The organism is Halomonas sp. 3A7M, from assembly GCF_014897875.1.
Classification (GTDB): Bacteria; Pseudomonadota; Gammaproteobacteria; order Pseudomonadales; family Halomonadaceae; genus Vreelandella.
Window position 1 is genome coordinate 1 of record NZ_JABUZD010000017.1, and the last position, 25,058, is coordinate 25,058.

The 25,058-nt window shown below is 53.4% G+C and carries 23 protein-coding genes; 16 read left to right on the forward strand and 7 right to left on the reverse strand.

The window, feature by feature from the left end; genetic code table 11:
- Positions 1 to 227: 227 nt before the first annotated feature.
- Together INT19_RS00810 and INT19_RS00815 are read right to left on the reverse strand one after the other, a co-directional pair.
- Positions 228 to 1,211: an AraC family transcriptional regulator gene (locus INT19_RS00810; protein ID WP_193059338.1), complete on the reverse strand. Its 984-nt coding sequence runs from the start codon at positions 1,209 to 1,211 to the stop codon at positions 228 to 230.
- Positions 1,212 to 1,415: 204 nt separating this feature from the next.
- Positions 1,416 to 2,435: an AraC family transcriptional regulator gene (locus INT19_RS00815; protein WP_193059339.1), complete on the reverse strand. Its 1,020-nt coding sequence runs from the start codon at positions 2,433 to 2,435 to the stop codon at positions 1,416 to 1,418.
- Positions 2,436 to 2,608: 173 nt separating this feature from the next.
- On the opposite strand from INT19_RS00815, the gene INT19_RS00820 reads away from it, so the two are divergent.
- Positions 2,609 to 3,904 carry a dienelactone hydrolase family protein gene (locus INT19_RS00820; protein WP_319022171.1) on the forward strand — a complete coding sequence of 432 codons (1,296 nt, stop codon included), beginning with the start codon at positions 2,609 to 2,611 and terminating at the stop codon, positions 3,902 to 3,904.
- Positions 3,905 to 4,136: 232 nt separating this feature from the next.
- Here INT19_RS00820 and INT19_RS00825 read toward each other — a convergent pair whose 3' ends face one another.
- Genes INT19_RS00825 through hemC form a run of 4 tightly spaced genes read right to left on the reverse strand, consistent with a single transcriptional unit; the run spans position 4,137 to position 8,629 of the window.
- Positions 4,137 to 5,402: a heme biosynthesis HemY N-terminal domain-containing protein gene (locus INT19_RS00825; RefSeq protein WP_193059341.1), complete on the reverse strand. Its 1,266-nt coding sequence runs from the start codon at positions 5,400 to 5,402 to the stop codon at positions 4,137 to 4,139.
- A complete protein-coding gene (locus tag INT19_RS00830) occupies positions 5,399 to 6,892 on the reverse strand; it encodes a uroporphyrinogen-III C-methyltransferase (protein ID WP_193059342.1) in 1,494 nt (497 codons plus the stop codon). Before INT19_RS00830 ends, INT19_RS00825 begins: the two co-directional genes overlap by 4 nt.
- A 16-nt stretch (positions 6,893 to 6,908) precedes the next feature.
- Positions 6,909 to 7,688 (reverse strand): uroporphyrinogen-III synthase, encoded by a 780-nt coding sequence (locus INT19_RS00835; RefSeq protein WP_193059343.1) that lies wholly within the window; start codon positions 7,686 to 7,688, stop codon positions 6,909 to 6,911.
- On the reverse strand, positions 7,685 to 8,629 hold the full coding sequence (hemC, locus tag INT19_RS00840; RefSeq protein WP_089040238.1) for a hydroxymethylbilane synthase: 945 nt from the start codon (positions 8,627 to 8,629) through the stop codon (positions 7,685 to 7,687). Before hemC ends, INT19_RS00835 begins: the two co-directional genes overlap by 4 nt.
- 137 nt (positions 8,630 to 8,766) lie before the next feature.
- On the opposite strand from hemC, the gene INT19_RS00845 reads away from it, so the two are divergent.
- The 8 genes from INT19_RS00845 to INT19_RS00880 all read left to right on the forward strand — a co-directional run bounded on the left by INT19_RS00845 (position 8,767) and on the right by INT19_RS00880 (position 17,335).
- On the forward strand, positions 8,767 to 11,217 hold the full coding sequence (locus INT19_RS00845; RefSeq protein ID WP_193059344.1) for a sensor domain-containing protein: 2,451 nt from the start codon (positions 8,767 to 8,769) through the stop codon (positions 11,215 to 11,217).
- A 114-nt stretch (positions 11,218 to 11,331) separates the two neighbouring features.
- Complete coding sequence (argH, locus tag INT19_RS00850) at positions 11,332 to 12,735, forward strand: argininosuccinate lyase (protein WP_193059345.1); 1,404 nt, start codon at positions 11,332 to 11,334, stop codon at positions 12,733 to 12,735.
- Positions 12,732 to 12,863: an LPS translocon maturation chaperone LptM gene (gene lptM, locus INT19_RS00855; RefSeq protein ID WP_089040241.1), complete on the forward strand. Its 132-nt coding sequence runs from the start codon at positions 12,732 to 12,734 to the stop codon at positions 12,861 to 12,863. The genes argH and lptM overlap by 4 nt, the downstream gene beginning before the upstream one ends.
- Positions 12,863 to 14,134, forward strand: a complete 1,272-nt coding sequence (gene lysA / locus INT19_RS00860; RefSeq protein ID WP_089040242.1) for a diaminopimelate decarboxylase — start codon at positions 12,863 to 12,865, stop codon at positions 14,132 to 14,134. Before lptM ends, lysA begins: the two co-directional genes overlap by 1 nt.
- Positions 14,134 to 14,967 (forward strand): diaminopimelate epimerase, encoded by an 834-nt coding sequence (gene dapF / locus INT19_RS00865; RefSeq protein ID WP_089040243.1) that lies wholly within the window; start codon positions 14,134 to 14,136, stop codon positions 14,965 to 14,967. The genes lysA and dapF overlap by 1 nt, the downstream gene beginning before the upstream one ends.
- Before the next feature lie 16 nt (positions 14,968 to 14,983).
- Positions 14,984 to 15,694, forward strand: a complete 711-nt coding sequence (locus tag INT19_RS00870) for a DUF484 family protein (protein WP_125753020.1) — start codon at positions 14,984 to 14,986, stop codon at positions 15,692 to 15,694.
- Positions 15,687 to 16,595: a tyrosine recombinase XerC gene (locus tag INT19_RS00875; RefSeq protein WP_193059346.1), complete on the forward strand. Its 909-nt coding sequence runs from the start codon at positions 15,687 to 15,689 to the stop codon at positions 16,593 to 16,595. Before INT19_RS00870 ends, INT19_RS00875 begins: the two co-directional genes overlap by 8 nt.
- A 2-nt stretch (positions 16,596 to 16,597) precedes the next feature.
- A complete protein-coding gene (locus INT19_RS00880; RefSeq protein WP_193059347.1) occupies positions 16,598 to 17,335 on the forward strand; it encodes an HAD family hydrolase in 738 nt (245 codons plus the stop codon).
- A gap of 85 nt (positions 17,336 to 17,420) precedes the next feature.
- Here INT19_RS00880 and yihA read toward each other — a convergent pair whose 3' ends face one another.
- Entirely contained in the window at positions 17,421 to 18,056 is a 636-nt protein-coding gene (yihA, locus tag INT19_RS00885) for a ribosome biogenesis GTP-binding protein YihA/YsxC (RefSeq protein ID WP_089040246.1), read from the reverse strand.
- 310 nt (positions 18,057 to 18,366) lie between these two features.
- Here yihA and INT19_RS00890 point away from each other — a divergent pair, with 310 nt between their 5' ends.
- From INT19_RS00890 to thiD, 7 genes are all read left to right on the forward strand, one after another.
- Positions 18,367 to 18,996 (forward strand): c-type cytochrome, encoded by a 630-nt coding sequence (locus tag INT19_RS00890; RefSeq protein ID WP_089040247.1) that lies wholly within the window; start codon positions 18,367 to 18,369, stop codon positions 18,994 to 18,996.
- Positions 18,997 to 19,105: 109 nt separating this feature from the next.
- Positions 19,106 to 19,738 carry a thiol:disulfide interchange protein DsbA/DsbL gene (locus INT19_RS00895; protein ID WP_038479582.1) on the forward strand — a complete coding sequence of 211 codons (633 nt, stop codon included), beginning with the start codon at positions 19,106 to 19,108 and terminating at the stop codon, positions 19,736 to 19,738.
- 2 nt (positions 19,739 to 19,740) lie between these two features.
- Positions 19,741 to 20,571: an endonuclease/exonuclease/phosphatase family protein gene (locus INT19_RS00900; RefSeq protein WP_193059348.1), complete on the forward strand. Its 831-nt coding sequence runs from the start codon at positions 19,741 to 19,743 to the stop codon at positions 20,569 to 20,571.
- 101 nt (positions 20,572 to 20,672) lie between these two features.
- On the forward strand, positions 20,673 to 21,233 hold the full coding sequence (locus INT19_RS00905; protein ID WP_089040249.1) for a TRAP transporter small permease subunit: 561 nt from the start codon (positions 20,673 to 20,675) through the stop codon (positions 21,231 to 21,233).
- Complete coding sequence (locus INT19_RS00910) at positions 21,233 to 22,636, forward strand: TRAP transporter large permease (protein ID WP_120386047.1); 1,404 nt, start codon at positions 21,233 to 21,235, stop codon at positions 22,634 to 22,636. The genes INT19_RS00905 and INT19_RS00910 overlap by 1 nt, the downstream gene beginning before the upstream one ends.
- Positions 22,637 to 22,821: 185 nt before the next feature.
- Complete coding sequence (locus tag INT19_RS00915; protein ID WP_089040251.1) at positions 22,822 to 23,931, forward strand: TRAP transporter substrate-binding protein; 1,110 nt, start codon at positions 22,822 to 22,824, stop codon at positions 23,929 to 23,931.
- Between the two features lie 156 nt (positions 23,932 to 24,087).
- A complete protein-coding gene (thiD, locus tag INT19_RS00920; RefSeq protein WP_193059349.1) occupies positions 24,088 to 24,918 on the forward strand; it encodes a bifunctional hydroxymethylpyrimidine kinase/phosphomethylpyrimidine kinase in 831 nt (276 codons plus the stop codon).
- Positions 24,919 to 25,058: the final 140 nt, after the last annotated feature.

Below are 25,058 nucleotides of genomic sequence, written 5' to 3' on the forward strand. Positions count from 1 at the left end.
TCCTACATACATTATGCACGAAAACTTTCGGTTAGGCACTTAGCCAACGATTGGTGGGTTCTGTTATTGATAATAAAAATGATGTCTCATGGTTATTGAAACCGCTGTGACTCTCTTTACCATGCTATGTGCTAAAAGATGATTTATATGCAAAATAAACCATCTTTTTTGGCGGTTTCATTATCGTAGATAAGTATCTGTGCTTGGCACTGGTAAGGCAGGGGCTTTTATTGTAACAGTACAGTGGCCGAGCGCTTTAGGGTTTCCGAGGGCAGTTCGCTGAAACGCACCTTGTACTCCTGTGAAAAGCGCCCCAACTGCTGGAAGCCGCAATCCATGGCGATGCTCGATACGCTTTCGTTGGGGGTGGCTCGTTCCAGGCGCTGGCGCACATAGTCGAAACGCAGTTGGCGGAAGTAGGCGATGGGAGAGACTCCGTAGTGAGTATGGAAGTCTCGATAGAGCCGTTCTCGTGAGACGCCAGCCGCTTGTTCCAATTCGGCTAGGCCGAGGGAGCGATCCAAGGACTCATGGAGTAGCGCTTCTAAGTCACTCAGGTAGGCAGGGCGCCCCTGTTGGCGACCGAGTAGCTCGCTTGTGTAGTTGTGAGGCTGGGTATACAGCAGGCTGGTAATCAGTGAGTTCTCGAAATTGCCCCACACCTCGGGAATATCGCAGAGTGAACCTTCGGCATGCAGCATTTCCTGCAGGTTAGCTACCATCTGCCACCACTCTTTCACCGTTCCGCTTAGAAGCATGCGTGGTTCAAAGATGACTGGCTGTGATAAATGGCGGTGCAACAGCTGTGATAGCTTGTGTTCAAGGGCTTGGCGGGAGAGGCGTACAAGGCGCTTCTGGCATTGCTCGTCCATGCTCAGGCGCAGTGTTTGGCTAGGCGAGATGATCGCTCCCACGGCAGTATCAGAGTCGAAGGCTTTATCTTGATACTCCATGCTCTGGGTGCCCTGAAGGGGCAAACTAATGCTGTAGCTGTGGGTCAGATCGGCAATGTCGACGGTTACCCGAGTGGCGTATTCGATGGTACCGATCGAAACACTGCCTAGGCAGGTTCCTTGATGGCGAAAGCTGAGCTGACGCGGTTGAGGTACTTCCAGACGATGGGGGCCGTTGACTTGGCTCATCCAGCGGCAGGCCGAGTCGGGATGACGAAACTCGGCGGTGATTTGTTGTCGGGCCATAGGTACGGTCATGTTTCCTCCTAGCCTCGCCGCAGTAATCATTATTTTGGGGCCTTGAGGCCGTAGCGCGGTCGAGGGTTTGTTCGCATGTCGTCTTTAAGTGCGCATTGCGAACTTGTATTGTTATTTTGCCACTTTGGTGAAGCAATGGCTATTCGTCTAAAAGTATTGCTTTTAGCCGCCTGAATAAAGACAAAACCGCAGACTTTCTGCTCGCTACCGGCCGACGAGACACCGGCTTCGTAGTGTCTCGCTGGGCGATTCGCCAAATACCTGACGATAACTGAGGCTGAAGCGCCCCATATGAGTAAAGCCCCAGCCCATGGCAATGTCGGTGATTGTCGCCGTGTCGGTGTCGGTTAGCAGCGCCTGCCGGACTCTTTCTAAACGCACCTGGCGTAAGGTTTCCATGGGGCTCTGATGGCGAAAATCTCGGAAGCCGGCATAGAGGGTTCTCAGGCTAACACCAGCCACCGACGCCAACTGAGCCGGGGTCAGCGGCTCTTGGGCATGGGCCTCGATATACTCCTCCACCCGTTTGACGTGGCGTGGGGCGAGGCGTTTATCCCCTTGGCGCAGCGCATCGCTGTAATTGTGGGGCTGAGTCGTTAACAGGGTATGGATGATCAATTGCTCAAGCTGGGGGGAAATCAGCGGATCTTGGTGTGCCTCCGGTGACTCCTTGAGCAGCCGAGTGATATAGCCGATTAGGTTGAACCAGCTGGGCGTGTCGCGCCAGTACATTACGGGGTGAAAACTTAAAGGGGCGCGTAGAGGGCGTCCCAAAAAGCGGCTACAGGCATGCTCTAGTGCTTCACGCTCGATACGTAGCATCAACTGATCACAATCTTCACTATAGTGCATCCTGAGTCGTGCCGTGGGGTTGAGTACTGAGGCCAGCAGCTGTCCCGAGTCGATCTGTTCGCCGTCGTTGTCAATCCGGGCTTGTCCCTGTAGGGGCATCTGAATCAGGTAGAAGTGCTCGAGCCGCTCAGGGTCGATGCGCACAGCTCCGCCATAGGCGAGGCGGTTATAGGAGACGCAGCCCAGCGCTACTGAGTGCAGGCGGGCAGACAGTTTGCCACCGTGACTCAACGGTTCCAGATGATGTGACTTAAAGATATTGGCGACGTTTGTGCGTGTTTCCTCTGCGGCAGTCGAGCTGAATACCAAGTTCCGATGATCCTCCATCAGGGCTTGCTTCATCCAACGGGGTAGTGATTGTTGCGTTGTCATAAGGATCTCAATTGTTGTTATGTGCCCGCATCAATGGGGAGTGTCGAAAGTCCTTTCAGTATAAATAGCGATTTTCTTGATTCATTTCTTGGCAAATTACTTTCTGCACTCAGCGGATAGAGATGGCAGTTAGCGGATCGTGAAGTGCTTACTTTCTTGTCTAAGGTGATGGCGTGGACTTTAGCAATGACCCGCCAACAACAACGAAAGGTATCTACATGGGCACTTCTATCGAGATCAAGGCAGCGGATGGCAGCGGAAACTTCACTGGTTATCTGGCCGTTCCCGCCTCCGGCAGCGGCCCCGGGATTGTGCTGCTGCAGGAAATATTCGGTGTTAATGCCACCATCCGTGAAATCGCCGATTACTACGCTGAAGAGGGTTATGTGGTGCTGGCACCGGATCTGTTCTGGCGTCAGGCGCCTAGCATTGAATTAGACTATACCCCGGAGGATTGGCAACGTGCCTTTGGTTTATTTCAAGGCTTCGATCAGGAGCTCGGTATTGAAGATATCGCCGCTGCTGTCGAGACCCTACGGTCGCGTCCAGAGTGCAGTGGTGCCGTAGGTGCCCTGGGCTTCTGTCTCGGTGCCCGTCTGGCCTATTTGACGGCTTGTCGTTGTGATGTAGATGCCGCGGTGGGTTACTACGGCATGGGAATCGAGAACCATCTGGACGAGGCAAAAAACATCCGTGGGACTCTAGTGCTGCACTTCGCCGAACAGGATGAATATTGTCCCGCCGCCGCCCGCGAGGCGATAGAAGCTTCCCTGGGCGAGCAGGATAATATCGAGCTGTATCTATACCCGGGTGTGGATCATGCCTTTGCCCGCCCTCATTCAGAGCACTACCACAAGCCCTCAGCGCTCATGGCCCACCAGCGCTCGGTGACGGCTTTTCGCAATGCGATAGGGCCTCATTACGATCTCTCGGCGCTGTGGGATAAGCATTGCGAGTATGAGTTTTCTACCCGCAACGTGGACGACACCATGGCCACCATGGCCACCATGGCCACCATGGTGGAACAGCCCTATGTCAACCATATCCCGACGCTCACGGGCGGGGTGGGGTATCGGCAGCTCTATCGCTTCTACAAGCATCACTTCGTCGACAGTAATCCCGCCGACACTACCCTGATTCCTCTATCACGCACTATCGGGGCGACTCAAATCGTTGATGAAACATTGTTCTGCTTTACCCACGATCGCGAGATCGACTGGTTGCTACCAGGGATTGCGCCCACCGGTAAGTATGTGGAAATCCCGCTCGTCGCCATCGTCAAGTTCCGCGGCGACAAGCTCTATCATGAACATATTTACTGGGATCAGGCTTCGCTACTGGTGCAGATCGGGGTGCTCGACCCGACAGGGTTGCCAGTAGCAGGTCATGAGACAGCCGTTAAATTGCTAGACGAAACCTGGCCTTCCAACGAACTGATGCACACTTGGGGCAACAGCGCCAATCGCTGATCTATTTGTGCCTGCCTACTCGTAGCAATCACCTCAAAACCACTTGATGTTAAGAGAGCGTTTTCTGCTTGATCAGCGCAAGCTGCTCGGTTCTTTACCATTGTACGTCTGAGTTAGCTGCTGATGACGCGGTTGAAACACCGTCAGATTTGGCAAAAAAAACGCGTTAACACGTAAAGAAAAAGGGTGCCCATGATGGGCACCCTTTTTCATTAGCGGCTTGCTAACGACGTTAAGCGCTTTGTTTAACGCCTTTTTTGAGCTCACTTTGTTTGCTGTCATTGGCATCGCTTGGCTGTGGAAGCGAGGGCAGTGATTTAGCGAGCATATCGACACTATGCCGGTAGTAGAGCTGGCTCTTGTTGTGTTCGCCAAGGCTTGCATAGAGGCGAGCAAGCTCGGCGCATACTTCACCGCTGGGGCGTTGACGTTGACTGGCTTCAAAGTACTCCAGTGCTTTTTCCCACTTACCAGTACGCAGCGATAGTCGGCCACAGGTCAGCAATAGTTCGGGATCGTTGGGGCGTTCTTGCAGCCATTTTTCCGCTTTTGCTAGCTGGCGCGCAGCGTCTACGTTTAGTAGGCCGTAGCGTTTTACTAAGCGCGCATCCCAGTGGTTGTCCAGTGAGTGATTAAGCAAGCGCTCAGCAATAGGCTCTTCGTTGGCCTGTAAAAGCGCCTCGGTATAGAGCACGATTAGCTCGGTATTGCCGCGTAGATAGTCCGGCATATCGGCCCATAGCCCGCGTACACGCTCGATATTCGTGGGGTTTTTTGCCTCAAAAATAATCAATTCACGGTATGCTTTGAATTCCAGTTGCTCACGTTCTTGCTGAGTGATCAGCTTTTGCGCTGCCAAACGGGGTATTAACTGGCGTAAGCCTTCCCAATCGTTAACGCTTAAGTGCACTTGCTTAAGCAGCTTGAGGACTTGCGGGTGGTTGGGCAGCTTCTTATCCAGACGATTCAGAATGGCCAGCGCCTCTTCAGGCTGCTGACGATCAATCATCAGTTGAGCTTGCATCAGGCCAATCGCCGTATCAGCCCCTTCGGTAGTGAGCTGAGCCTGATTTAAATGCTCCTGAGACATTTCGTGGTGACCTTGGTAATGCGCCGCCAGTGCCGCAGAGAGGTAGTTCACAAGAGGTGTGCTGGAATCGTCAGCCGCTCGCACCAGCGTTTTCTCGGCTTTTTTCCAACGGCCTTCGGTTAAGGCCACCAAGCCGCGCACGGTGCGTTTCATGGCACGACGATTGCGGGCACGGCTATTCCAGGTGCGAAAACGCCCGACCGGACGAATAATGCCGCTGAGCAGGCGTAATGCAAAGTGCAAAACGATGAAGGCACCCAGTAGCAGCACCAAGCCGAACCAAAACGACGTTTGTACCGAGGTGTCACCAACGCGTATTAACCAGTAGCCTGGCACCGACATCATCAGGTGCCCGAACAGTGCGCCGACCGCTAAGCCGGCAACAATTAAGAGAATTAGCTTTCTCATGCATCACCTCCACCTTGGCGACGCGACTCAAAGCGGTTTTCAATAAAGCCCGCTAGTGCCTGTTGCGAAGCACTGATGTCTGGTAACTCAGGCTGCACCTGGGTTTGCTTCAGTTCTTGCAGGCGAGCAATAACGCTTTGCGTCTCTTCTCGTTCGGTATCGTAGTAGCCGTTGAGCAGCGCCAGTGCCTTATCGATGCTTGCCTCAAAAAGCGCTTGCTCTTCTTTAAGCAGTGCCAGCTGAGACTGTTCAAGAATCAGGCGTAGGCTTTGACGCAGATAGGACTCTTGCTCGGGTGTAATCAGTGTTTCTAACGCTTCGTCGTGCTGACGAATCACCACAAGATCTTTTAGCTCTTCCCCAAAGCGAGCCAATTGACGTTGGAAAGTGCCCGTGGGCGGCTGTTCAATGCTAGAGGTAACGGCGCGCTCTTCGATCTCTTGTGACAGGCGTAGGCCAGCAATACGCTCTTGCTGAGCGTTCAATGCAAGATAAATACCTGTGCGATCAACCTGTGGTACGGCGTCCAGGGCGGCAAGTTCGTTAGCAATTTCACGACGTACTGGCGTTAATGCAGGGTTGTCGGCATCGACCAAGCGAGCATCGGCGGTACGCAGCAGGGCGGCAGCACCTCCAACGTCACCTTCCAGTTGCAGGCGCTGGTTGGCTAACCGTAGCAGGTAGGCGGCTTCAGCGTGAAGCCAGTCTCGCTCGTCGGTCTCCTGCTCTTGAGAAAGCTGAGCTAGCACGTTGTCTAATGTGCTGTTGACCTCGCCACGGTAGCTGTCCAGCTCGCTACGCAGTTCGCTCATCGTGCTATTCAGCGCTTGGGTGCGCTCGGCTTCGCTGCTCTCAATGCGCGATGTTAGGTTGCTAACTGCCTGTTGCGAGGCACTGCTTTGTGTCAGTTGGGCGAGCTCGTCTATACGCTGCTGCTGGTTATCCAAGCGTTGCCAGCCTTGCCAAGCAGCAAACGCGACGGCAAGTGCCAGGATAATCACCAATGCAATGGCGATACCACTGCCTTTGCCACCACCACTGTTCGTGGTGCTGTTCTTAGAAGAGGGCGGGACATGCGCAGCATTGCCAGACGCGCTATTGCTAGACGTGCTATTGCCACTGCTCGTTGGCTTGGCGCTTGCCGTCTGCTTGGTACCTGCTGACGGCTTAGTGTCTGCCGAAGATTTAGTATCTGCAGAAGATTTAGCATCAGCTGTCTGTTTGGGCGCGTCGCTTGGTTGGGGCGAGGCTTGGTCATTATTGACGTTCGCTGAGGCGGTGCTGGCACTGGGCGCGCTAGAGCCCGCTTTATTACGGCGACGCGAGCGGCTGTTTTTAGCGGCGTAAGAAGATGCTGCCGTATTGCCTGCTGTTGACGTTTCGCCGCCCGACGCGGCTGACGCGGAGGTGTCGCTCGGTTTAGCGTCGTTTTGAGTTGTATCGGCAGACGCGTTGTGTACGCCTTCCTGATCATTTGGTTGTTTGCTCATCTGTCGCTAGCCCTTATTAAGTTCCTTGATCGACATCGGCACCCTTCGGGTTGCAGGACCGACCCAACGCCGCTGCCAGTGCAGCTGGTGTTGCTCCCGACGCCACCTTGAGGTCACGAAAACCCAGTTTACCGGCCAGTTTAGCTAAACGGTGACTGGAAACGATTAGCGGTTGGTTCAACGCTGCTTGTTCACACCATCTTGCCAGATGTTGAAGCAGTTCGCCGCTGGTAGCGATTAACGCTCGATAATCGCCGGTTAATAGACGTTGTTGCAGGGCAGGCGTTGGCGCTTGATATACACGTCGATACACGGCTATGCGGGTCACGTTGGCCCCACGTGCGCTCAATGTATCGGCTAATAATGAGCGACCACCTTCACCAGCCACTAGCAATATACGCTGATGCGTAAGCGTTTTGAGTGAGGCTAGTGACAACAGCGCCTCGCTCGTGTCTTCTCCGTAGTCAGGCGAAGGAATATGGACACGCACACCCAGTTGTTCAAAGAGCATGCTTGCCGTCGCACGGCCTACGCTATAGTAATCAATGCCCACAGGCAGCTGTGGCCAATAGCGATCAAGCGCCTCGCTTAAACAGTAAGCGGCAAAGGGGCTGACCACCACTATTTTATGGTACTGATCAATATCTAACCACACGCTACGTTGAACGTGGTCCTCGGGCAGCGGCTCTAAGCGCATAACATTGAGGTGCTCTACAGAAGCTCCCTTAGCACGCAGCGAGTCTGCTAGGGCCTCACCCCGCTCACCGGGGCGGCAGATCAGTACCGGTTGACTCATACGTTGCGGCCATACACCTCGGCTAATATATCGCCTGCCCCTTGATCCAGCAGATCCTCGGCGATTCGGATACCCAGGGCTTCGGGCTCATGAATGGAACCGCTGCCTTCTGCACGCAGTACCTCTGTACCTTCTGGGTTGCCAACCAAACCGCGCAGCCAAATAGTATCGCCTGCCTTATCAAGCACGGCATGGCCTGCGATAGGCACTTGGCAACCGCCTTCAAGACGGGTGTTCATGGCGCGTTCGGCACGTACACGGGTGGCAGTGTCGGGGTCATCCAGCGGGGCTAATAAGCCGATTAGCTCGGGGTCATGGAGGCGACACTCGATGCCTAGTGCCCCTTGGCCACAGGCAGGAAGGCATATTTCAGGCGGCAGTGCTTGGGCAATTCGTTCATCGAGACCTAAGCGTTTCAAGCCAGAGGTGGCGAGAATAATGGCATCAAATTCGCCCGCATCTAATTTGGCTAAGCGAGTCTGTACGTTTCCGCGTAGATTAAGAATCTGCAGATCAGGGCGCGCTTCACGTATTTGCAAGCCACGACGCAGACTAGCGGTACCGATACGAGCACCCTCTGGTAGCTCGTCGATGCTGGTATAGTGGTTAGAAACAAACGCATCGGTCGGATCGGCGCCTTCCAAAATGACAGAAAGACCGAGCCCTTCGGGAAAGTGCATAGGAACATCTTTCATTGAATGAACGGCGATATCTGCACGCCCATCGAGCATGGCATCTTCTAGCTCTTTCACAAAGAGCCCTTTACCGCCAATCTTGGAAAGCGGTGTGTCGAGAATTTTATCGCCCTTAGTGGAGAGCGCAATAAGTTCGACTTCCAGGCCGCTGTGTGCCGCCATCAAGCGGTCGCGGACGTGCTCGGCTTGCCACATGGCAAGCTGGCTTTTACGCGTGGCAATGCGCAGTTTAGTGATGGATGACACGTGGTTCTCCCTTTGTCGCTTACAGGTCGCGACGAACTATGATAAGTCTCATCATAAAGCACCCAGCCACACAGTAAAAATAACCGGCTGAATTTAAGGCCAGTGTTGTCAGGCAAACCACATATTTAGGTAATGCCATGCCCCTTGCTAAATCTCAAGGCAAGTTAGACCAGTTTTTTTTATTATCACAAGACTTATTCTTTAGTATTGATTTCGCAGGCATTTTACTTAACGTCAATCCTATGTTTGAAACCTTGCTGGGCTATTCCGCTAGCGCATGGATAGGCAAGCCATGCAGCAAGGTAGTGGACCGTCGCGATATCCCGGTTGTCGAGGAAGCATTGGCGTGTCTCCAGTCCCAAAAGAGAGTACCTCCGTTTGATGTTCGAGCGCTGACGGCTGAGGGACAAATGGTGTGGCTAGAAGTGACCGCTGTGGTGGGGGAAGGGGTCATTTACGTAGTCGCCCGTGATATTTCGCGACGAAAAGCCATCGAGAAACAGCTCATCCGTAATCAGAGGCTCTTCCAAATAGTTGGCGAGACAGCGCTGATTGGTGGCTGGTATGTTGATATGTCCGAAAGACTGCCTATTTGGTCGAACGAGGTGTGTCGCCTGCATGGCGTTTCGCCCGGGTTTCAACCCACTGTTGAGGAGGCAATTGACTTCTATGCGCCGAGCTTCCGGCAGCGTATCCGTGAGGTTTTTGAAGCCTGTTGCGAGCACGGTATCAGCTTTGATGAAGAGCTAGAGATCATCACTCGACAAGAAGTAAGGCGATGGGTAAGAGTGATTGGAAAAGCCGTACGAGACGAACAGGGGCACGTTGTTCAGGTTCAGGGCTCAACCCAAGATATCACTGAGCGCAAAGCGACAGAACGGCAGCTTACACTGCTAGAGAGGAGCGTTGAATCGAGTATCAATGGTGTCATCATTGTTGATGCTCAGCGGCATGATTTGCCAATAGTTTATGTGAACACGGCTTTTGAGCGAATTACCGGCTACTCTCGGGGTACGGTGATAGGGCAAAACTGCCGCTTTTTGCAGGGCGAAGAGACGGATCCCACCACGCTGGATCAGCTGCGCAGAGGGATTCGAGCGCAGCAAGACGTTCATGTCGTGATGCGCAATTACCGTCGTAACGGAGTGCCATTTTGGAATGATCTGTATGTTTCCCCTGTGCGCGATACTGCGGGCGCTGTAACGCACTTCATTGGTGTACAGAATGACATTACTGCCCAGCGCGAATACCAAGCGCAGCTTCGACATAACGCTTGCCACGATGCATTAACAGGCTTGCCTAATCGCTTGTTACTCGACCAGCGACTGGCACAGGGCTGCCAGCTGGCTAAGCGGTATCACCGCTATATAGCCGCGCTATTTGTCGATTTAGATGACTTTAAACCGATTAATGACACGCTTGGTCACGAGGTAGGCGACTATATGTTAATTGAGGTCGCCAAGCGCCTTGAAGAAGAGCTGCGCCCTTGGGATACCGTGGCGCGTTTTGGGGGAGACGAGTTTATCGTTCTATTGCCTGATTTAGCCCATGAAAAAGATGTCATGCAGGTCGTTGAGCGACTGCTCGCTCGTCTCTCTGCGCCCTACTGGTATCGAGGCAGCGAGCTACGTATTACTGCCAGTATAGGAATTGCCACTGATGATGGAATGATTAGCGAACCGCGCCAGCTTATACAGCAGGCGGATCTGGCGATGTATAAAGCCAAGCGGCAAGGGCGTAATACCTATCAGTGGTATACCGATGAGCTAAATCGTAAAGTTTCTGAACGGGTTAATTTACGTCATGCGTTGCAACAAGCCATAGAACAGTCGCAATTTGAGCTGCATTACCAACCGCAAATACATGGCTCCACGGGTCGAGTTTCTGGCGTAGAGGCGCTGATTCGCTGGTATCACCCTGAGCGTGGCAACATTGCTCCTGGCCAGTTTATTAGTTTGGCAGAAGATACCGGACAGATTATGCCGATCAGTGAGTGGGTGTTGGAGAGGGCGTGTCGTGATGCTGTCAGATTGAACGCGAGCGCAAATGTGCCTATTACCATGGCGGTGAATATTTCGCCCATGCAGTTTCAGCGCGCGGGATTTTTGTTATCTATTGAACGGGTGCTTGAGCAGACAGGCTTGGCACCCGAATTATTAGAGCTAGAGCTTACCGAAGGCGTACTGATGGACAGTACGGAGCATGTCATACAAACATTGCAGGATCTGCGTTCGCTGGGTGTGCATATTGCGCTGGATGATTTCGGAACCGGCTTTTCCAGTCTTAGCTATCTCAAACACTTGCCGATTAACAAGCTTAAAATTGATCGATCATTTGTGCGCGACGTGGTCAACGACACTCGGGATGCTGCGATTGTCGATGGCGTGGTAACCATGGCGGCCAAGCTGGGTCTTGAGGTATTAATCGAAGGCGTAGAGACGGCAGAGCAGTATGCATATCTCAGCGCACGCCATAGCAAGCATTTTCAGGGCTTCTACTTTGCTCGTCCGATGCCATTTTCAGCCATACGTAGCTTATTACACGAATCTCCTTATCCGTTTAGTGACGCTGAGACCTCGCCGACATGAAAAACGACTATAAAACGGCATGCCGCTGAGTGCGGCGACTCTGGTACACTTTCTGATAACGATGACTTTAGTTTTTAACGACTCCTTCAGTTTTGTCAGCAGGATATGCCTCCGATGAGCCAAGCTACGAACCAGTCTTGGGGCGGTCGCTTTAGCGAGCCCACCGATGCTTTTGTCGCACGCTTCACCGCGTCTGTGACTTTCGACCAACGCCTGGCGCGCCAGGATATTCAGGGCTCGATTGCCCACGCCACCATGCTAGCGCGAGTCGGTGTACTGACCGATGAAGAGCGTGACACCATTATCAATGGTCTCACCGAGATTCAGGGTGAAATCGAGCGAGGCGAGTTTAACTGGTCGGTCCCGCTTGAAGATGTACACATGAATATCGAAGCGCGGTTGACCGACAAAATTGGTATTACCGGCAAAAAATTGCACACCGGCCGCTCACGTAACGACCAAGTAGCGACCGATATTCGCTTGTTCATGCGTGATGAGATCGATGTGATCGAAGCGGAGCTGGTGCGTCTGCGCGAAGGCATGATTGAGCTTGCTGACCGTGAAGCCGATACCATTATGCCCGGCTTCACTCATTTGCAAACGGCACAGCCGGTGACCTTTGGCCACCATCTATTGGCATGGCAAGAGATGCTAACCCGTGACCACGAGCGCTTACTGGACTGCCGCAAGCGGGTGAACGTGATGCCTCTTGGCGCCGCGGCGCTAGCGGGTACCACGTACCCCATCGACCGCCATGTCACTGCTGAATTACTCGGCTTTGATCGCCCGGCAGAAAACTCGCTGGACGCCGTCTCTGATCGTGACTTCGCTATCGAATTCACCAGCTTTGCCAGCATTCTGCTAATGCATCTATCGCGGATGAGTGAAGAGCTGGTGCTATGGACCAGCGCTCAATTTGATTTTATCGACCTGCCTGACCGCTTCTGCACCGGCTCTTCGATTATGCCGCAGAAGAAAAACCCTGATGTTCCCGAACTGGTTCGCGGTAAAACGGGCCGTGTGTATGGTCATTTAATGGCGCTGTTAACGCTGATGAAGTCTCAGCCCCTGGCCTACAACAAGGACAACCAGGAAGACAAAGAGCCGCTGTTTGATGCCGTTGATACCGTGCGCGACTGCTTAAAAGCCTTTGCTGACATGGTGCCTGCTATCGAGCCGAAAAAAGACAGCATGTATGAAGCCGCACGACGTGGATTCTCAACCGCCACGGACCTTGCTGATTACTTGGTTCGCAAGGGCGTCGCCTTCCGCGATGCCCATGAAATTGTCGGTCAATCGGTGGCTTACGGTTTGAAGACTAAGAAAGATCTGTCTGAAATGACCCTTGAAGAATTGCAGCAGTTCTCTGCCACGATTGAGCAGGATGTGTTCGAGGTGCTTACATTAGAAGGCTCTGTGGCCGCCCGTAACCATATCGGTGGCACCGCGCCTGATCAGGTGCGCGCCGCTGCCAGCCGTGCCCGCGAGGCGTTAGCTGCGCTTAAAGGTGATGCATGAAACGCTGTGTTACCACCTTGAGTGCGGTGCTGATGATCGCGCTGCTATTAGTGGGTTGCGGCCAGAAAGGGCCGCTCTATTTGCCTGATGAAGACACCCATGGTTCGGCTGCCGAGCAGGAGGGGTAATGGATCACTTTAACTACCGCGATGGCGTGCTTTATGCCGAAGACGTCCCGCTTACCCAGGTCGCCGCTGAACTGGGCACGCCCTGTTATGTTTATTCGAAAGCGACGTTAGAGCGCCATTTTCGTGCTTATACCGAAGCCCTGGGTGGTCATCCCCATTTAATTTGTTATGCGGTGAAGGCTAACTCTAATTTGGCCGTGTTGGGTTTGCTTGCTCGCTTGGGCGCTGGGTTTGATATTGTTTCGATTGGTGAGCTTGAACGCGTGCTGAAAGCGGGTGGTGATCCGAAAAAAGTCGTGTTTTCAGGCGTTGCCAAGCAGCCTCATGAAATGGCCCGTGCGCTAGACGTTGGCATTAAGTGCTTCAATGTTGAATCCCGTCCCGAGCTTGAGCGATTAAACGCTGTTGCGGCGGAACTGGGCAAGGTGGCACCGGTATCGCTGCGGGTAAACCCAGATGTGGATGCTGGTACCCATCCCTATATTTCCACTGGGCTGAAAGACAATAAGTTCGGTATTCCAGTCGACGAAGCGCTGGATGTTTACACGCTGGCTGACAGCTTACCCAACTTGCGTGTCACCGGGCTAGACTGCCATATTGGCTCTCAGCTCACTGAAACGGCACCCTTTTTAGATGCTCTTGAGCGGCTGTTAATGTTGATGGAGCGGTTGCGTGAGCGCGGCATCGAGATTGACCATTTGGATTTAGGTGGCGGGCTAGGTGTGCCTTATCGTGATGAAAAGCCACCTCAGCCGTTTGATTATGCGAGTCAATTGCTGGCACGCCTTTCTCGCTGGGAGGGCGGTGAAGCGCTTACTTTGCTATTTGAGCCTGGCCGCTCTATTGCCGCTAACGCAGGTTTAATGCTGACCCGTGTAGAGTTCTTAAAACCCGGCGAAACCAAAAATTTCGCGATTGTTGATGCCGCTATGAATGACCTGATCCGCCCTGCGTTGTACCAGGCATGGCAGGCGATTGTGCCGGTGGATACCCGCCAGCAGCGTGAGCGTGCGGTCTATGATGTGGTCGGTCCTGTCTGTGAAACCGGCGATTTCCTCGGTAAAGAGCGCGATTTGGCAATTGCTGAGGGCGATTTACTGGCCGTTCGATCAGCGGGTGCTTACGGCTTTGTGATGGCGTCAAATTACAATAGCCGTCCACGCCCTCCGGAAGTGATGGTCGATGGCAGTAGCTATCATGTGGTCCGCGCTCGGGAAAGCCTGGAAAGCCTGTGGGCCGGTGAAGCTCTGCTGCCGGAAGGGGAGCGCTGATGCTGTTGCACTTCACCAAAATGCATGGTCTGGGTAATGATTTTATGGTGGTGGATCTGGTGACTCAGCGAGCGCGTCTGCGTGATGAGCAGATTCGCCAGCTAGCAGACCGGCGCTTTGGCATTGGCTTCGACCAATTATTGGTGGTTGAGCCGCCCCGTGATCCAGAGATGGACTTTCGCTACCGTATTTTTAATGCGGATGGCAGCGAAGTTGAAAATTGCGGCAATGGCGCGCGCTGCTTTGCACGTTTTGTTCGCGACCAGCGCCTGACACATAAGCATGAAATTCATGTGGAAACGGCCGGTGGGTCACTGGTACTTAATGTTCAGCACGACGGTATGGTGCGCGTTGATATGGGGAGACCGCGCTTTAATCCCGCCACGTTGCCGTTTGAAGCACCGGGGGATCAACCCTTACACACTGTCGAGGTCGACGGTGATACGCTGGAGCTGGGAGTTGTCTCGATGGGCAATCCCCATGCTGTGCTGCAGGTGGAAAGTGTTGATAGTGCACCGGTTGAGCATCTTGGTCCGTTGCTTGAGTCTCACCCTCGCTTTCCGAAGCGGGTGAATGTGGGATTTATGCAGGTTGTGTCGCCCAGCGAAATTCGCCTGCGAGTGTATGAGCGTGGCAGCGGCGAGACGCTTGCTTGTGGCACCGGCGCCTGCGCTGCTGTGGCTAGTGGCATTCGCCAGGGGTTATTGAAAAGCCCGGTCACCGTTCATTTGCCGGGTGGTCAGTTAAGCATTGAGTGGCCCGACCCCGAAGCGCCGTTGGTGATGGTGGGCCCTGCTACACGCGTCTTCGACGGTCGTGTCACACTCAACTAATTCGAGGAGAACGGCGATGTCTCAAGCCCCCGAGCCGCGCAAAACGCTCGACCCTGATCAAGTGGCGTTTTGGCTGGCCCGTCATCCCGATTTTTTTGTTGGTCGTGAAGGCTTGCTGCAGCAACTTAAGGTACCGCACCCCCACATTGATGGGGCGGTATCGCTGCTAGAGCGCTTGGTAATCGATTTACGTCAGCGTGCTGAAACAGCAGAGGGACGGCTTGAGCACCTGCTAGAAACAGCACGGCATAATGAAGCCCAATACCGTCGACTGCGTGAGACGCTACTCAGTCTGGTGGGAGCAGAAGATCGTGATGCCTTGGCCCAAGCGCTTGCTATTCAGTTAAGCGAGCACTTTCAAACGCCGGCAATGGCACTATGGTGCCCATCTTCATTGAGTGACGAGGAGCCAACGCCGCCTCAACCACCACGCCATGTGTTGGACCAGCATGCCAGCGCTCGTTTGGCTGCGCTGCTAGATGGGCGCACCAGCCGTTGTGCCAAGCTCAGCGTTAGCGACTGGAAATGTCTGTTGCCACATACTAAAGCACCCCGGCGCGCGGGTTCTTGCGCCATTTCGCGTCTTTCGGCGGGCGAGCAACTGGGGTATTTGCTGCTCGCAAGTCCTGACCCCGACTGTTACCGCGCCAGTATGGATACGCTGTTTACAGAGTACCTGAGCGATATCGTGGCACGGCTACTGCTGCGCCTAGAACACCATGGATAGCCCAAGCTCATTAACGACGCAGGTCGAGGCGTATTTACGTAAGCTTGCGACCCACGCAAGCCCTGCCACCGTGGCTGCGTATCGTCAGGATTTAACCGCCCTGCAGCGTTTTTCTGAGCAACGCGGCGTCACCGAGGCAGCGACGTTAGACACTACATTTCTACGCGCCTTTTTGGGGGCGGAGCGCAGTCGCGGCCTCGCGCCGAGAAGTTTAGCCCGCCGCCGCGCTGCACTATCACGTTTTGCTGACTATCTTGTGCAGCATCACGTGCTTGCCGACAATCCGGTGGGGCTACTGCGCACGCCAAAGCAGCCAAGCCACTTGCCCAGACCGCTTGATGTGGATGCACTCTCACGCTTTTTAGACACGCCGCACGACGGCACGCCGCTGGCAATACGTGACCAAGCCATGCTCGAGTTGTTTTACTCCAGCGGTCTACGCCTAGCGGAGCTTGCTGCGCTGGATTTAGATAACTTAAATGCTCAGCATGTGCGGGTGATGGGGAAGGGCAGTAAACCCCGGCAAGTGCCCGTTGGTCAGCGAGCGGATCAAGCGATTAAGGCGTGGTTGTCGTGTCGGTCTGAGCTAGCGGCAACCGGCGAAATGGCGTTATTTGTTGGTCAGCGTGGGCAACGTCTGGGACACCGTGGTATTCAAAAGCGCTTGGCGCAACTTTCTATTGTGCGTGGTTTGCCTGAGCACCTTCATCCCCATCGCCTGCGTCACTCGTTTGCAAGTCATTTATTGGAATCCAGCCAAGATCTGCGGGCGGTGCAGGAATTGCTGGGCCACGCTAATTTATCGACTACTCAAGTCTACACCCGCCTGGATTGGCAGCACTTGGCCGAAAGCTATGATGCCGCTCACCCCCGCGCAAAACGCCGCACGACACGGAGTTAACCATGGCTTCTCTGCAAGCGATTACGTTTGATCTTGACGATACGCTATGGGACAACCAAGGCGTGATGGTAAAAACGGAAGAGGGCCACTATCGTTGGCTAATTGAAGCGCTGGCAACGTGGCGCAAAGCACGCCATGAAGCGCCATTAGCGCTAAGTTACCAGCAGGGGCTGGCCGATTATCTGGAGCGCCGCCAAGAGTGGGCCAAGCGGGTGCCAGAACGGCGTGGCGATTTTACCTGGCTGCGTTTGCGGGCGTTAGAAGCACAGCTGGAAGCCCAAGGCTTAGCACGCAGCAGTGCGTTGCTATGGGCTGCCGCTGCTATGAATGAGTTTCATCGTCTGCGGGTACAAGTAACGCCGCACCCCGAAGCCGCGGGGCTATTATCTGCGTTGAGCGAACGTTACCAGCTAGCCGCTATTACCAATGGCAATATTCACCTTAAACGCCAGCCGTTAGCGGCGTACTTTCCAGTGGCTATTGCTGCAGGCGAATTACTGGCGCCAAAACCAGATCCTAGGCCGTTTCTCACCGCCCTGGAGCGCCTGAATGTTGTGCCGCACCGCGCCATGCATGTAGGTGATTCCTGGCAAGAGGACATATTACCTGCACAGCAACTGGGCATGCACGCCGTATGGATCGCCGCGCAAGGCGACCAAGCCTTGCCTGCACGCACCCACCGCATTGCCCACGTGAAAGAATTGCCCGAGTTGATCAAGTGGTTGGAGCGACGCTCGTGAAAAAGCGGCTTGTTTAAGAAGACTGAGTTTGTTTGGCAAGATTCCGTTTAATCGGGAAAGCTTGGCTTGTTCGGCGATCCTTGGTTTACTCAGAAGTATGCAGCCACTGGTCGAGCTTTTGAGAAAGCGTATCTACACCGTCGCGCTTGAGCGATGAGAAAAGCTGAACGGAGACTAAGTCTTCCCACTCTTTAAGACGAGAGCGGACTTTTTGCAGCGCGGCACTAGCAGGGCCTTTTTTTAATTTATCGGACTTAGTAAGCAGAATGTGCACAGGCATTTCGCGCTCATCTGCATAGTTGAGCATCATTTGGTCGAACTCGGTTAGCGGGTGGCGCACGTCCATTAGCAGTACAAGGCCACGTAGGCTGAAGCGGCCACGCAGATAGTCAGACAGGTGCTGCTGCCACTCTAGTTTTACCGCTTCAGGCACTTTGGCGTAGCCGTAGCCTGGCAAGTCGACTAAGCGACGCGATTCGTCGTTCATGACGCTGAAAAAGTTGATCAACTGGGTGCGGCCTGGCGTACGCGAGGTGCGGGCAAGGGCATTTTGTTGAGTAAGTGCGTTAATCGCGCTTGATTTACCCGCATTTGAGCGCCCAGCAAACGCGACTTCTGCGCCGGTATCGTCTGGACACAGAGCAAGCGTTGGCGCGCTGATCATAAAACGCGCTGTGGGGTAGTTCAGTCGAACGACTGGGTGATCATTGGCAGTAGACATGGTGTTAATCCTGAAAAACAGACGTATAAGACGGCCCGTTTCACCACGTTAACGTGAGTAAATGACGGTACCGCGACGAATTACCCCAAAAGCAGACCTGGACTTGCATTCCCGCCGCTAGGGTGATTCGTTATAATGCAAGCGGTTTATAACTGCGACCTGGGGCGCTAGTGTACCATCGCGCTCTAGCCAGCAGCGACCAACACGGCATGTTGTTCGTTTTGGCGGAGCTGACCCTGGTAAAGTGCTGAACCTGGGCAGCGCCCGGGATGCGTACCAGTCAATAATCAAACGGCATAGTGGAATAGCAATGAGAAAGTTACTGGCAAGCCTGGCAATTACCATGGGTGCCGTTGGCACCGTACACGCTCAAACCGACCACCAAGCTGACGCGGATGCGGCGGCAGGTCGTGAACTGGCTCAAACCTGTGCGGCCTGTCATGGTCAGCAAGGTATCAGCGCAGTGGGTACTTTCCCTAATCTGGCAGGGCAGCAGATGTCCTATCTGGCCAAGCAAATCATGGATATTCGCGACGGCAACCGCTTGGTTCCCACCATGGCTGGTCAAGTTGATGCATTCTCTGATCAAGATGCTTGGGATGTTGCGGCTCACTTTGCAGGCCAAAACGCAAATCTTGGCCAAACCAACGATGAAGACTCAGAGTTTTTAGCGCGCGGTGAAGAGCTGTACCGGGCGGGTGATATGTCCAAAGGTATTCCTGCTTGCAGTGCTTGTCATACACCTACGGGGGCTGGTATTGGCAGCGCGGTATATCCAGCGCTTTCAGGTCAGCACACAGAGTATATGGTGTCTACATTGCAAGACTTTGCTTCCGGTGAGCGTGCTAACAGCCCGAATAACATTATGGGCGATATTGCTTCTAAAATGAGTGATAACGACATGGAAGCTGTAGCGAATTATCTATTAGGCTTGAACTAGTCGCTGATGATAAATAAAGGTGCCCTATCTCACTGGTAATTAAAGAGATGGGGAACCTCTATGCATGTCCTGCAGTCATAGTCTCGCTCATTCTTGGAGAATTTTCGCTATGTTGAAAACGTTAATGGTCGCGATTGCTGGCTTAGGTTTATCTGCGGCAGTAAGTGCTCAGGAGTTGGTCGAGGGTCAGCACTACACCCTGCTTGAGTCGCCAGTGGAGACACAGGTCGACGAGGGGCAAATTGAAGTGACCGAAGCGTTTTGGTTTGGCTGCCCGCACTGCTATCGGCTGCAAACACCCGTAAATGAGTGGTACGAAACGCTTGAAGACGACGTTAGCATTGTCCATATGCCGGCTACCATGGGTGGTGCTTGGAACACTCATGCGACGGCGTTTTATGCAGCAGAATCTCTGGGTATCGAAGATGAACTGCACGCTGATTTCTTTGAGGCCATTCATGAAGATGGTCGCTCACTGACAGATGAGGATGAAATCGCCGAGTTTTTCTCTAATTACGGTGTCAGTGAAGAAGAAGCTAAGCAGGCGTTGAAGGCATTTGGCGTTCGTAGCGAAGTCAATAAAGCCAACAGCCGCATGCGTGAAATGCGCTTAATGGGTGTGCCGGCGCTTATTGTTGATGGCCGCTACGTTGTGTCGCCAAGCACGGCAGGTAGCTTGGAAAATATGCCGCAAATTGCGGATGCGCTTGTCGAGCGCGTGCGTAACGAGCGTGCACAATAACGGTGTTAGAGCATGGTCACGCAGGTGGGCAAGTAGGCTCGTCTGCGTTGTCTTTGGTTGAACGTGGCCATATCCGCTTACTGACATTTAATTTGCAGGTAGGTATTCAAACGTCGGCGTATCACCACTACCTCACGCGTAGTTGGCAGCATGTTTTGCCTCACCCTCAACGTCTGGAACGCTTGGCGCAAATGGGTAATGTGCTAGAGCCATTTGATGTGGTGGGCCTGCAAGAGGTTGATGGCGGTAGTTTTCGTTCCGGTCGCGTAAACCAAGTTGAATACCTTGCCGCTAAAGCACGCTTTCCCCACTACTTTCAGCAGCTAAATCGTAATTTAGGGCAGTTTGCTCAGCACAGTAATGGGCTATTGTCACGTATCGTGCCTAGCCACATCGAAGAGCACCGTCTGCCAGGAATGTTGCCAGGGCGTGGTGCAATTCACGCACGCTATGGTGAGGGACCAGATGCACTGCATATCTTTGTCGCCCACTTGGCGCTGAGCCAGCGCGGGCGTGTGCGTCAGCTAAATTATTTAAGCAATATTATCGAGCCGCTGCGCCATGTGGTAGTCATGGGTGATTTAAACTGCACGCCTGACCAGCTTCATGCTCATGAACGCTTTAGTACCTCGTTGCCACTTCACCCGGTTAAGCCGCTGCTTAGCTATCCATCCTGGCAGCCTCGGCGCGCCCTGGATCACATCCTGCTTTCCCAGACACTTGAAGTCGCAGATGTCCATGTACTGGACCATCTGTTTTCTGACCATTTACCGATTGCTGTCGATTTACCGTTACCTCCCGCCTGCCTAGCGGCGATTCGCCAAAGCGTTTAATAATAAGCTTGCTAGGCGGTTTATGGGCGCTGCATTGTCTGCGTATATGCGCTATTGTCTGGGGCGCTGACCCCCTTAGTCGTTTTACGCGAGACACTTCCATGTCAGATACAACACAACTACCTGCGTTTATCGCTGCGCTGGACCGCGCTTCGGAGTGGTTCGGACGTAGCCTTGCGTGGCTGATCATCATTATGATGTTGATTCAGTTCGCGATTGTACTGCTTCGTTATATTTTCAGCGTTAACAGTATTTTTATGCAAGAGCTGGTGATGTACATGCACGCCAGTGTCTTTATGCTCGCTGCGGCCTATACCTTTCGCCACGATGGCCATGTGCGTGTCGATATCTTCTATCGTGGAATGACGCCCCGTCGCCAAGCGCTGGTTAACATCGTGGGTATTATCACGCTGTTGATGCCTGTGATGGTTTTTGTCATTGCTTCCAGCTTGGGCTACGTCGCTAACTCCTGGCGTATTATGGAAACCTCCTCCGATTATGGTGGCATTCCAGCCGTCTTTGCACTGAAAACGTTAATACCGCTCTTTGCCATGCTAATGATACTGCAAGGTGTCATTGAGGTAGTGCGCAATGGCTATGTATTTACTGGCCGGATACCCCCATCTGTTGGTGATGACAACCACCTTGAGGAGCGCGTTTGATGCTGGAATTTATGCCGCTTGTTTTATTTGCCACCATTTGCATCGTGCTGATGTTTGGCTTTCCTGTAGCGCTTTCATTAGCAGGCACCGCGCTACTGTTTGCGGGGATGGGCCTAGGCCTCGAGACCATCGGCGTAGACGCCAATTTCGATAGTGGTTATCTCGCCGCGTTGCCCAACCGGCTTTACGGCATTATGACCAATCAAACGTTATTGGCAGTGCCATTATTTGTCTTAATGGGCGTTTTATTGGAGAAGTCCAAAGTAGCTGAAACACTGCTCGATGCGATGGCGCTGCTGTTTGGTGCCATGCGTGGCGGATTAGGTATTTCAGTGACATTGGTAGGTATGTTGATGGCAGCATCTACCGGCATTGTGGGGGCCACCGTGGTTACCATGGGGCTTATGTCGCTACCTACCATGCTAAAGCGCGGTTATAGCACCTCGCTGGCGACCGGCACCATTTGTGCGACCGGTACGCTTGGCCAGATCATCCCGCCCTCCATTGCATTGGTACTGCTTGGTGATGTGCTGTCGTCCGCTTACCAGCAGGCTCAGCTCTCGATGGGTATTTTCAGTCCTAAAACGGTCTCTGTAGGTGATCTGTTTATGGGCGCGCTGGTGCCGGGGTTACTCCTGGTCGTTATGTATATGATTTACGTGGCCCTGGTCGCGTGGTTGCGCCCGCAAATGGCGCCTGCCGCAGACCGTGAAGAGCTCATGGCGGAGCTTGGGCATACTTCCGGCCTTGGGATGCTGTTGTTGAAAGGCTTAGTACCGCCCGTGGTGCTCATTGTGGCAGTGCTTGGCTCGATTTTAAGCGGCTTTGCAACGCCTACCGAAGCGTCGGCTGTCGGTGCCTTTGGTGCCCTGGTGCTGGCCATTGCTTATCGTCAACTGGATTGGGCAACGCTGAAAGACGTGCTGCGTTCAACTACCCATGTGACGACCATGGTGTTTATGATTTTGATTGGTGCGGCGCTGTTTTCGTTGGTCTTCCGGGCCTACGGCGGCGAGCATATGGTCACCGACTTGTTCGAAGGTATGCCTGGTGGAGTGGTGGGGGCGACCATTATCGTAATGCTGGTCATCTTCCTACTTGGCTTTATTCTCGACTTTATCGAAATCACGTTTGTGGTGGTGCCCATCGTTGGGCCGATTCTGCTGGCCATGGGGCTTGACCCAATTTGGCTGGGCATCATGATCGCTATTAACCTGCAAACGTCATTCTTAACCCCGCCGTTTGGCTTTGCGCTGTTTTATCTGCGCGGCGTAGCGCCACCCTCGGTACCGACCTCGGCAATTTACCGTGGGGTTATCCCGTTTATCCTGATGCAGCTTGGCATGTTGCTGATGCTAACGTTTTTCCCGCAGCTGGCCACATGGCTACCGACTCAATTTTAGGCTACGTCTTTTTGATTAGTGGCGAGTTGAAAACTATCGTGACTATCAACGCAACTAAGTGGCAACCTTAATCAAAAGCAGCCAAGCTGCATAAACTAACGGCTTGTAACAAACCGCCTAGCCAATTGGGCTAGGCGGCCTTCTCCTACCTATAACAGTAATAATAGAAGCAAGAGGGTTAATGTATGAAAGCCAATGCTTTACCTGTCGCCATTGCGATGACAACCGCTCTATCCACTAGTTTGCTGGTGGTTTCAAGTTTTGATAATCAAGCTCAGGCACAAGAAAATTTCCGCTGGAAAATGGTCACTTCCTGGCCGAAGAACTTCCCAGGTGTGGGGCAGGGTCCTGAGCGGCTCGCGCAACTGGTGGACGAGATGTCCGATGGTCGCCTGACCATTGAAGTGTTTGGCGCTGGCCAGTTGGTACCTGGGTTTGAGGTCTTTGATGCTGTGTCTGACGGCACTGCTGAGCTTGGCCACTCTGCTTCTTATTACTGGAAGGGCAAAGCCCCTGAAGCACAGTTCTTCGCTGCCGTGCCGTTTGGCATGAACGCACAGGAAATGAATGCCTGGCTGCATTTTGGCGGTGGCATGGAGTTGTGGAACGAAGTTTACGAGCCTTTTGGTGTGGATGTCATGGTGGCGGGTGCTTCTGGCGTGCAAATGGGTGGCTGGTATAACAAGGAAATCAATTCGATTGAGGACCTTGATGGTCTGAAAATGCGTATGCCAGGCTTAGGTGGTGAAGTGATGAGCCGTATGGGCGTCGCGATTGTTAACATGCCGGGTGGCGAAATCTTCACATCACTTCAGTCAGGTGCCATTGATGCGACGGAATGGATTGGCCCCTATAATGATTTAGCGTTCGGTCTGCATCAGGCTGCCGATTATTACTACTATCCTGGCTGGCACGAGCCGACGGTGATGTTTGAAACCATCGTCAACGAAGAAGCCTTAGCCGAATTGCCCGCTGATTTACAGGCTATTTTGACGACCGCAGTGCGCGATATTAATGCAAACGTGCTTGATGAATACACCGCGCGTAATAACGATGCGTTGGAGACGTTGGTCAACGAGCATGAGGTTGAACTGCGCCGTATTCCTGACGACGTGTTGGCTCAGGCCCGTGAGCATTCAGAAGACGTTATTGCTGAATTGGCTGAATCAAGCGAGCTGGGCACACGGATTTATGAGTCGTACCGTACCTTCCAGGATAAGGTCGGAAACTATCATGCGATTTCTGAGCAGGCATACTACAACGCACGTAATCCAGAAGGTGACACAACGCAGTAACGGCTCAATAGCGATGTAGCTATACTATTAGCATACTACTCTCGTTGAACACGCAATGGCTGCCTCTTAGGCGGCCATTGTTTTGGTTAAGAAGCCCTGTTTGGCGTTGTATTTGGGTATTTTAGAACACGACTGAACCGTTAATTAAGGAACACCATGTCCAACGATTCCCGCCTTCGCAATGTACTGACCATTGCAGGGTCTGACCCCTCTGGTGGTGCTGGCTTGCAGGGTGATCTGAAAACTTTTTCGGCGCTGGGTGTCTACGGCACCAATGTCATCACTGCTGTCATCGCTCAAAATACCTGTGGTGTGGCTTCCGTGTATCCGGTTTCGCCTCACGCTATTCGCGAGCAGTTAGAAAACCTGATAAATGATGTGGCATTAGACGCCGTTAAAATTGGCATGGTCGCCAGCCGGGAGGTTGCCGAAGTAATCGCTGACGTATTGCGGCAAAACCGCCCCCGCTGGATCGTGCTGGACCCGGTAATGGTGGCCAAAAGCGGTGATATTCTGGTCGATGACGCAGGCATTCGTGCCGTGCGCGATATATTGGTACCGTTGGCTGACGTAATTACGCCCAATTTGCCTGAAGCTGCTGTTCTGTTAGATGCCGAGTCACCGAATTCGCTGGATGACATGGAAGCGATGCTGCCAGCGCTAATTGAGTTGGGCGCGCCTTATGTGGTGCTGAAAGGTGGGCACCTGCGCGGAGATACCTGTCCTGACTTACTGGCAACCCCGGACGGCCACACATGGCTTCCTGCTTCGCGTATTGACACTGACAACCTGCACGGCACGGGCTGTGCTCTCTCGTCTGCGATCACTGCGTGTCTAGCAAAACTACCCGCCGATGCGGCGCCAAACGCACCTAAGCAAGCGATTGGTGAAGCCAAGTTGTGGCTACATGCTGCATTAGAAGCAAGCACGCGGCTAAGTGTCGGTCATGGGCGTGGGCCGGTGCACCACTTTCATGCGTGGTGGTGATGTAAATGACCTAGCGCCATAAACGTGCCGAGCAGCAGTGTAAAAAGTAAGTCACACCTTGCAGTATGCGCCAACGGACACCATGCTGAACATTGCCTGTTTGGCTATCTCACGTGTTACTGACGGTGCCGACTTGATCG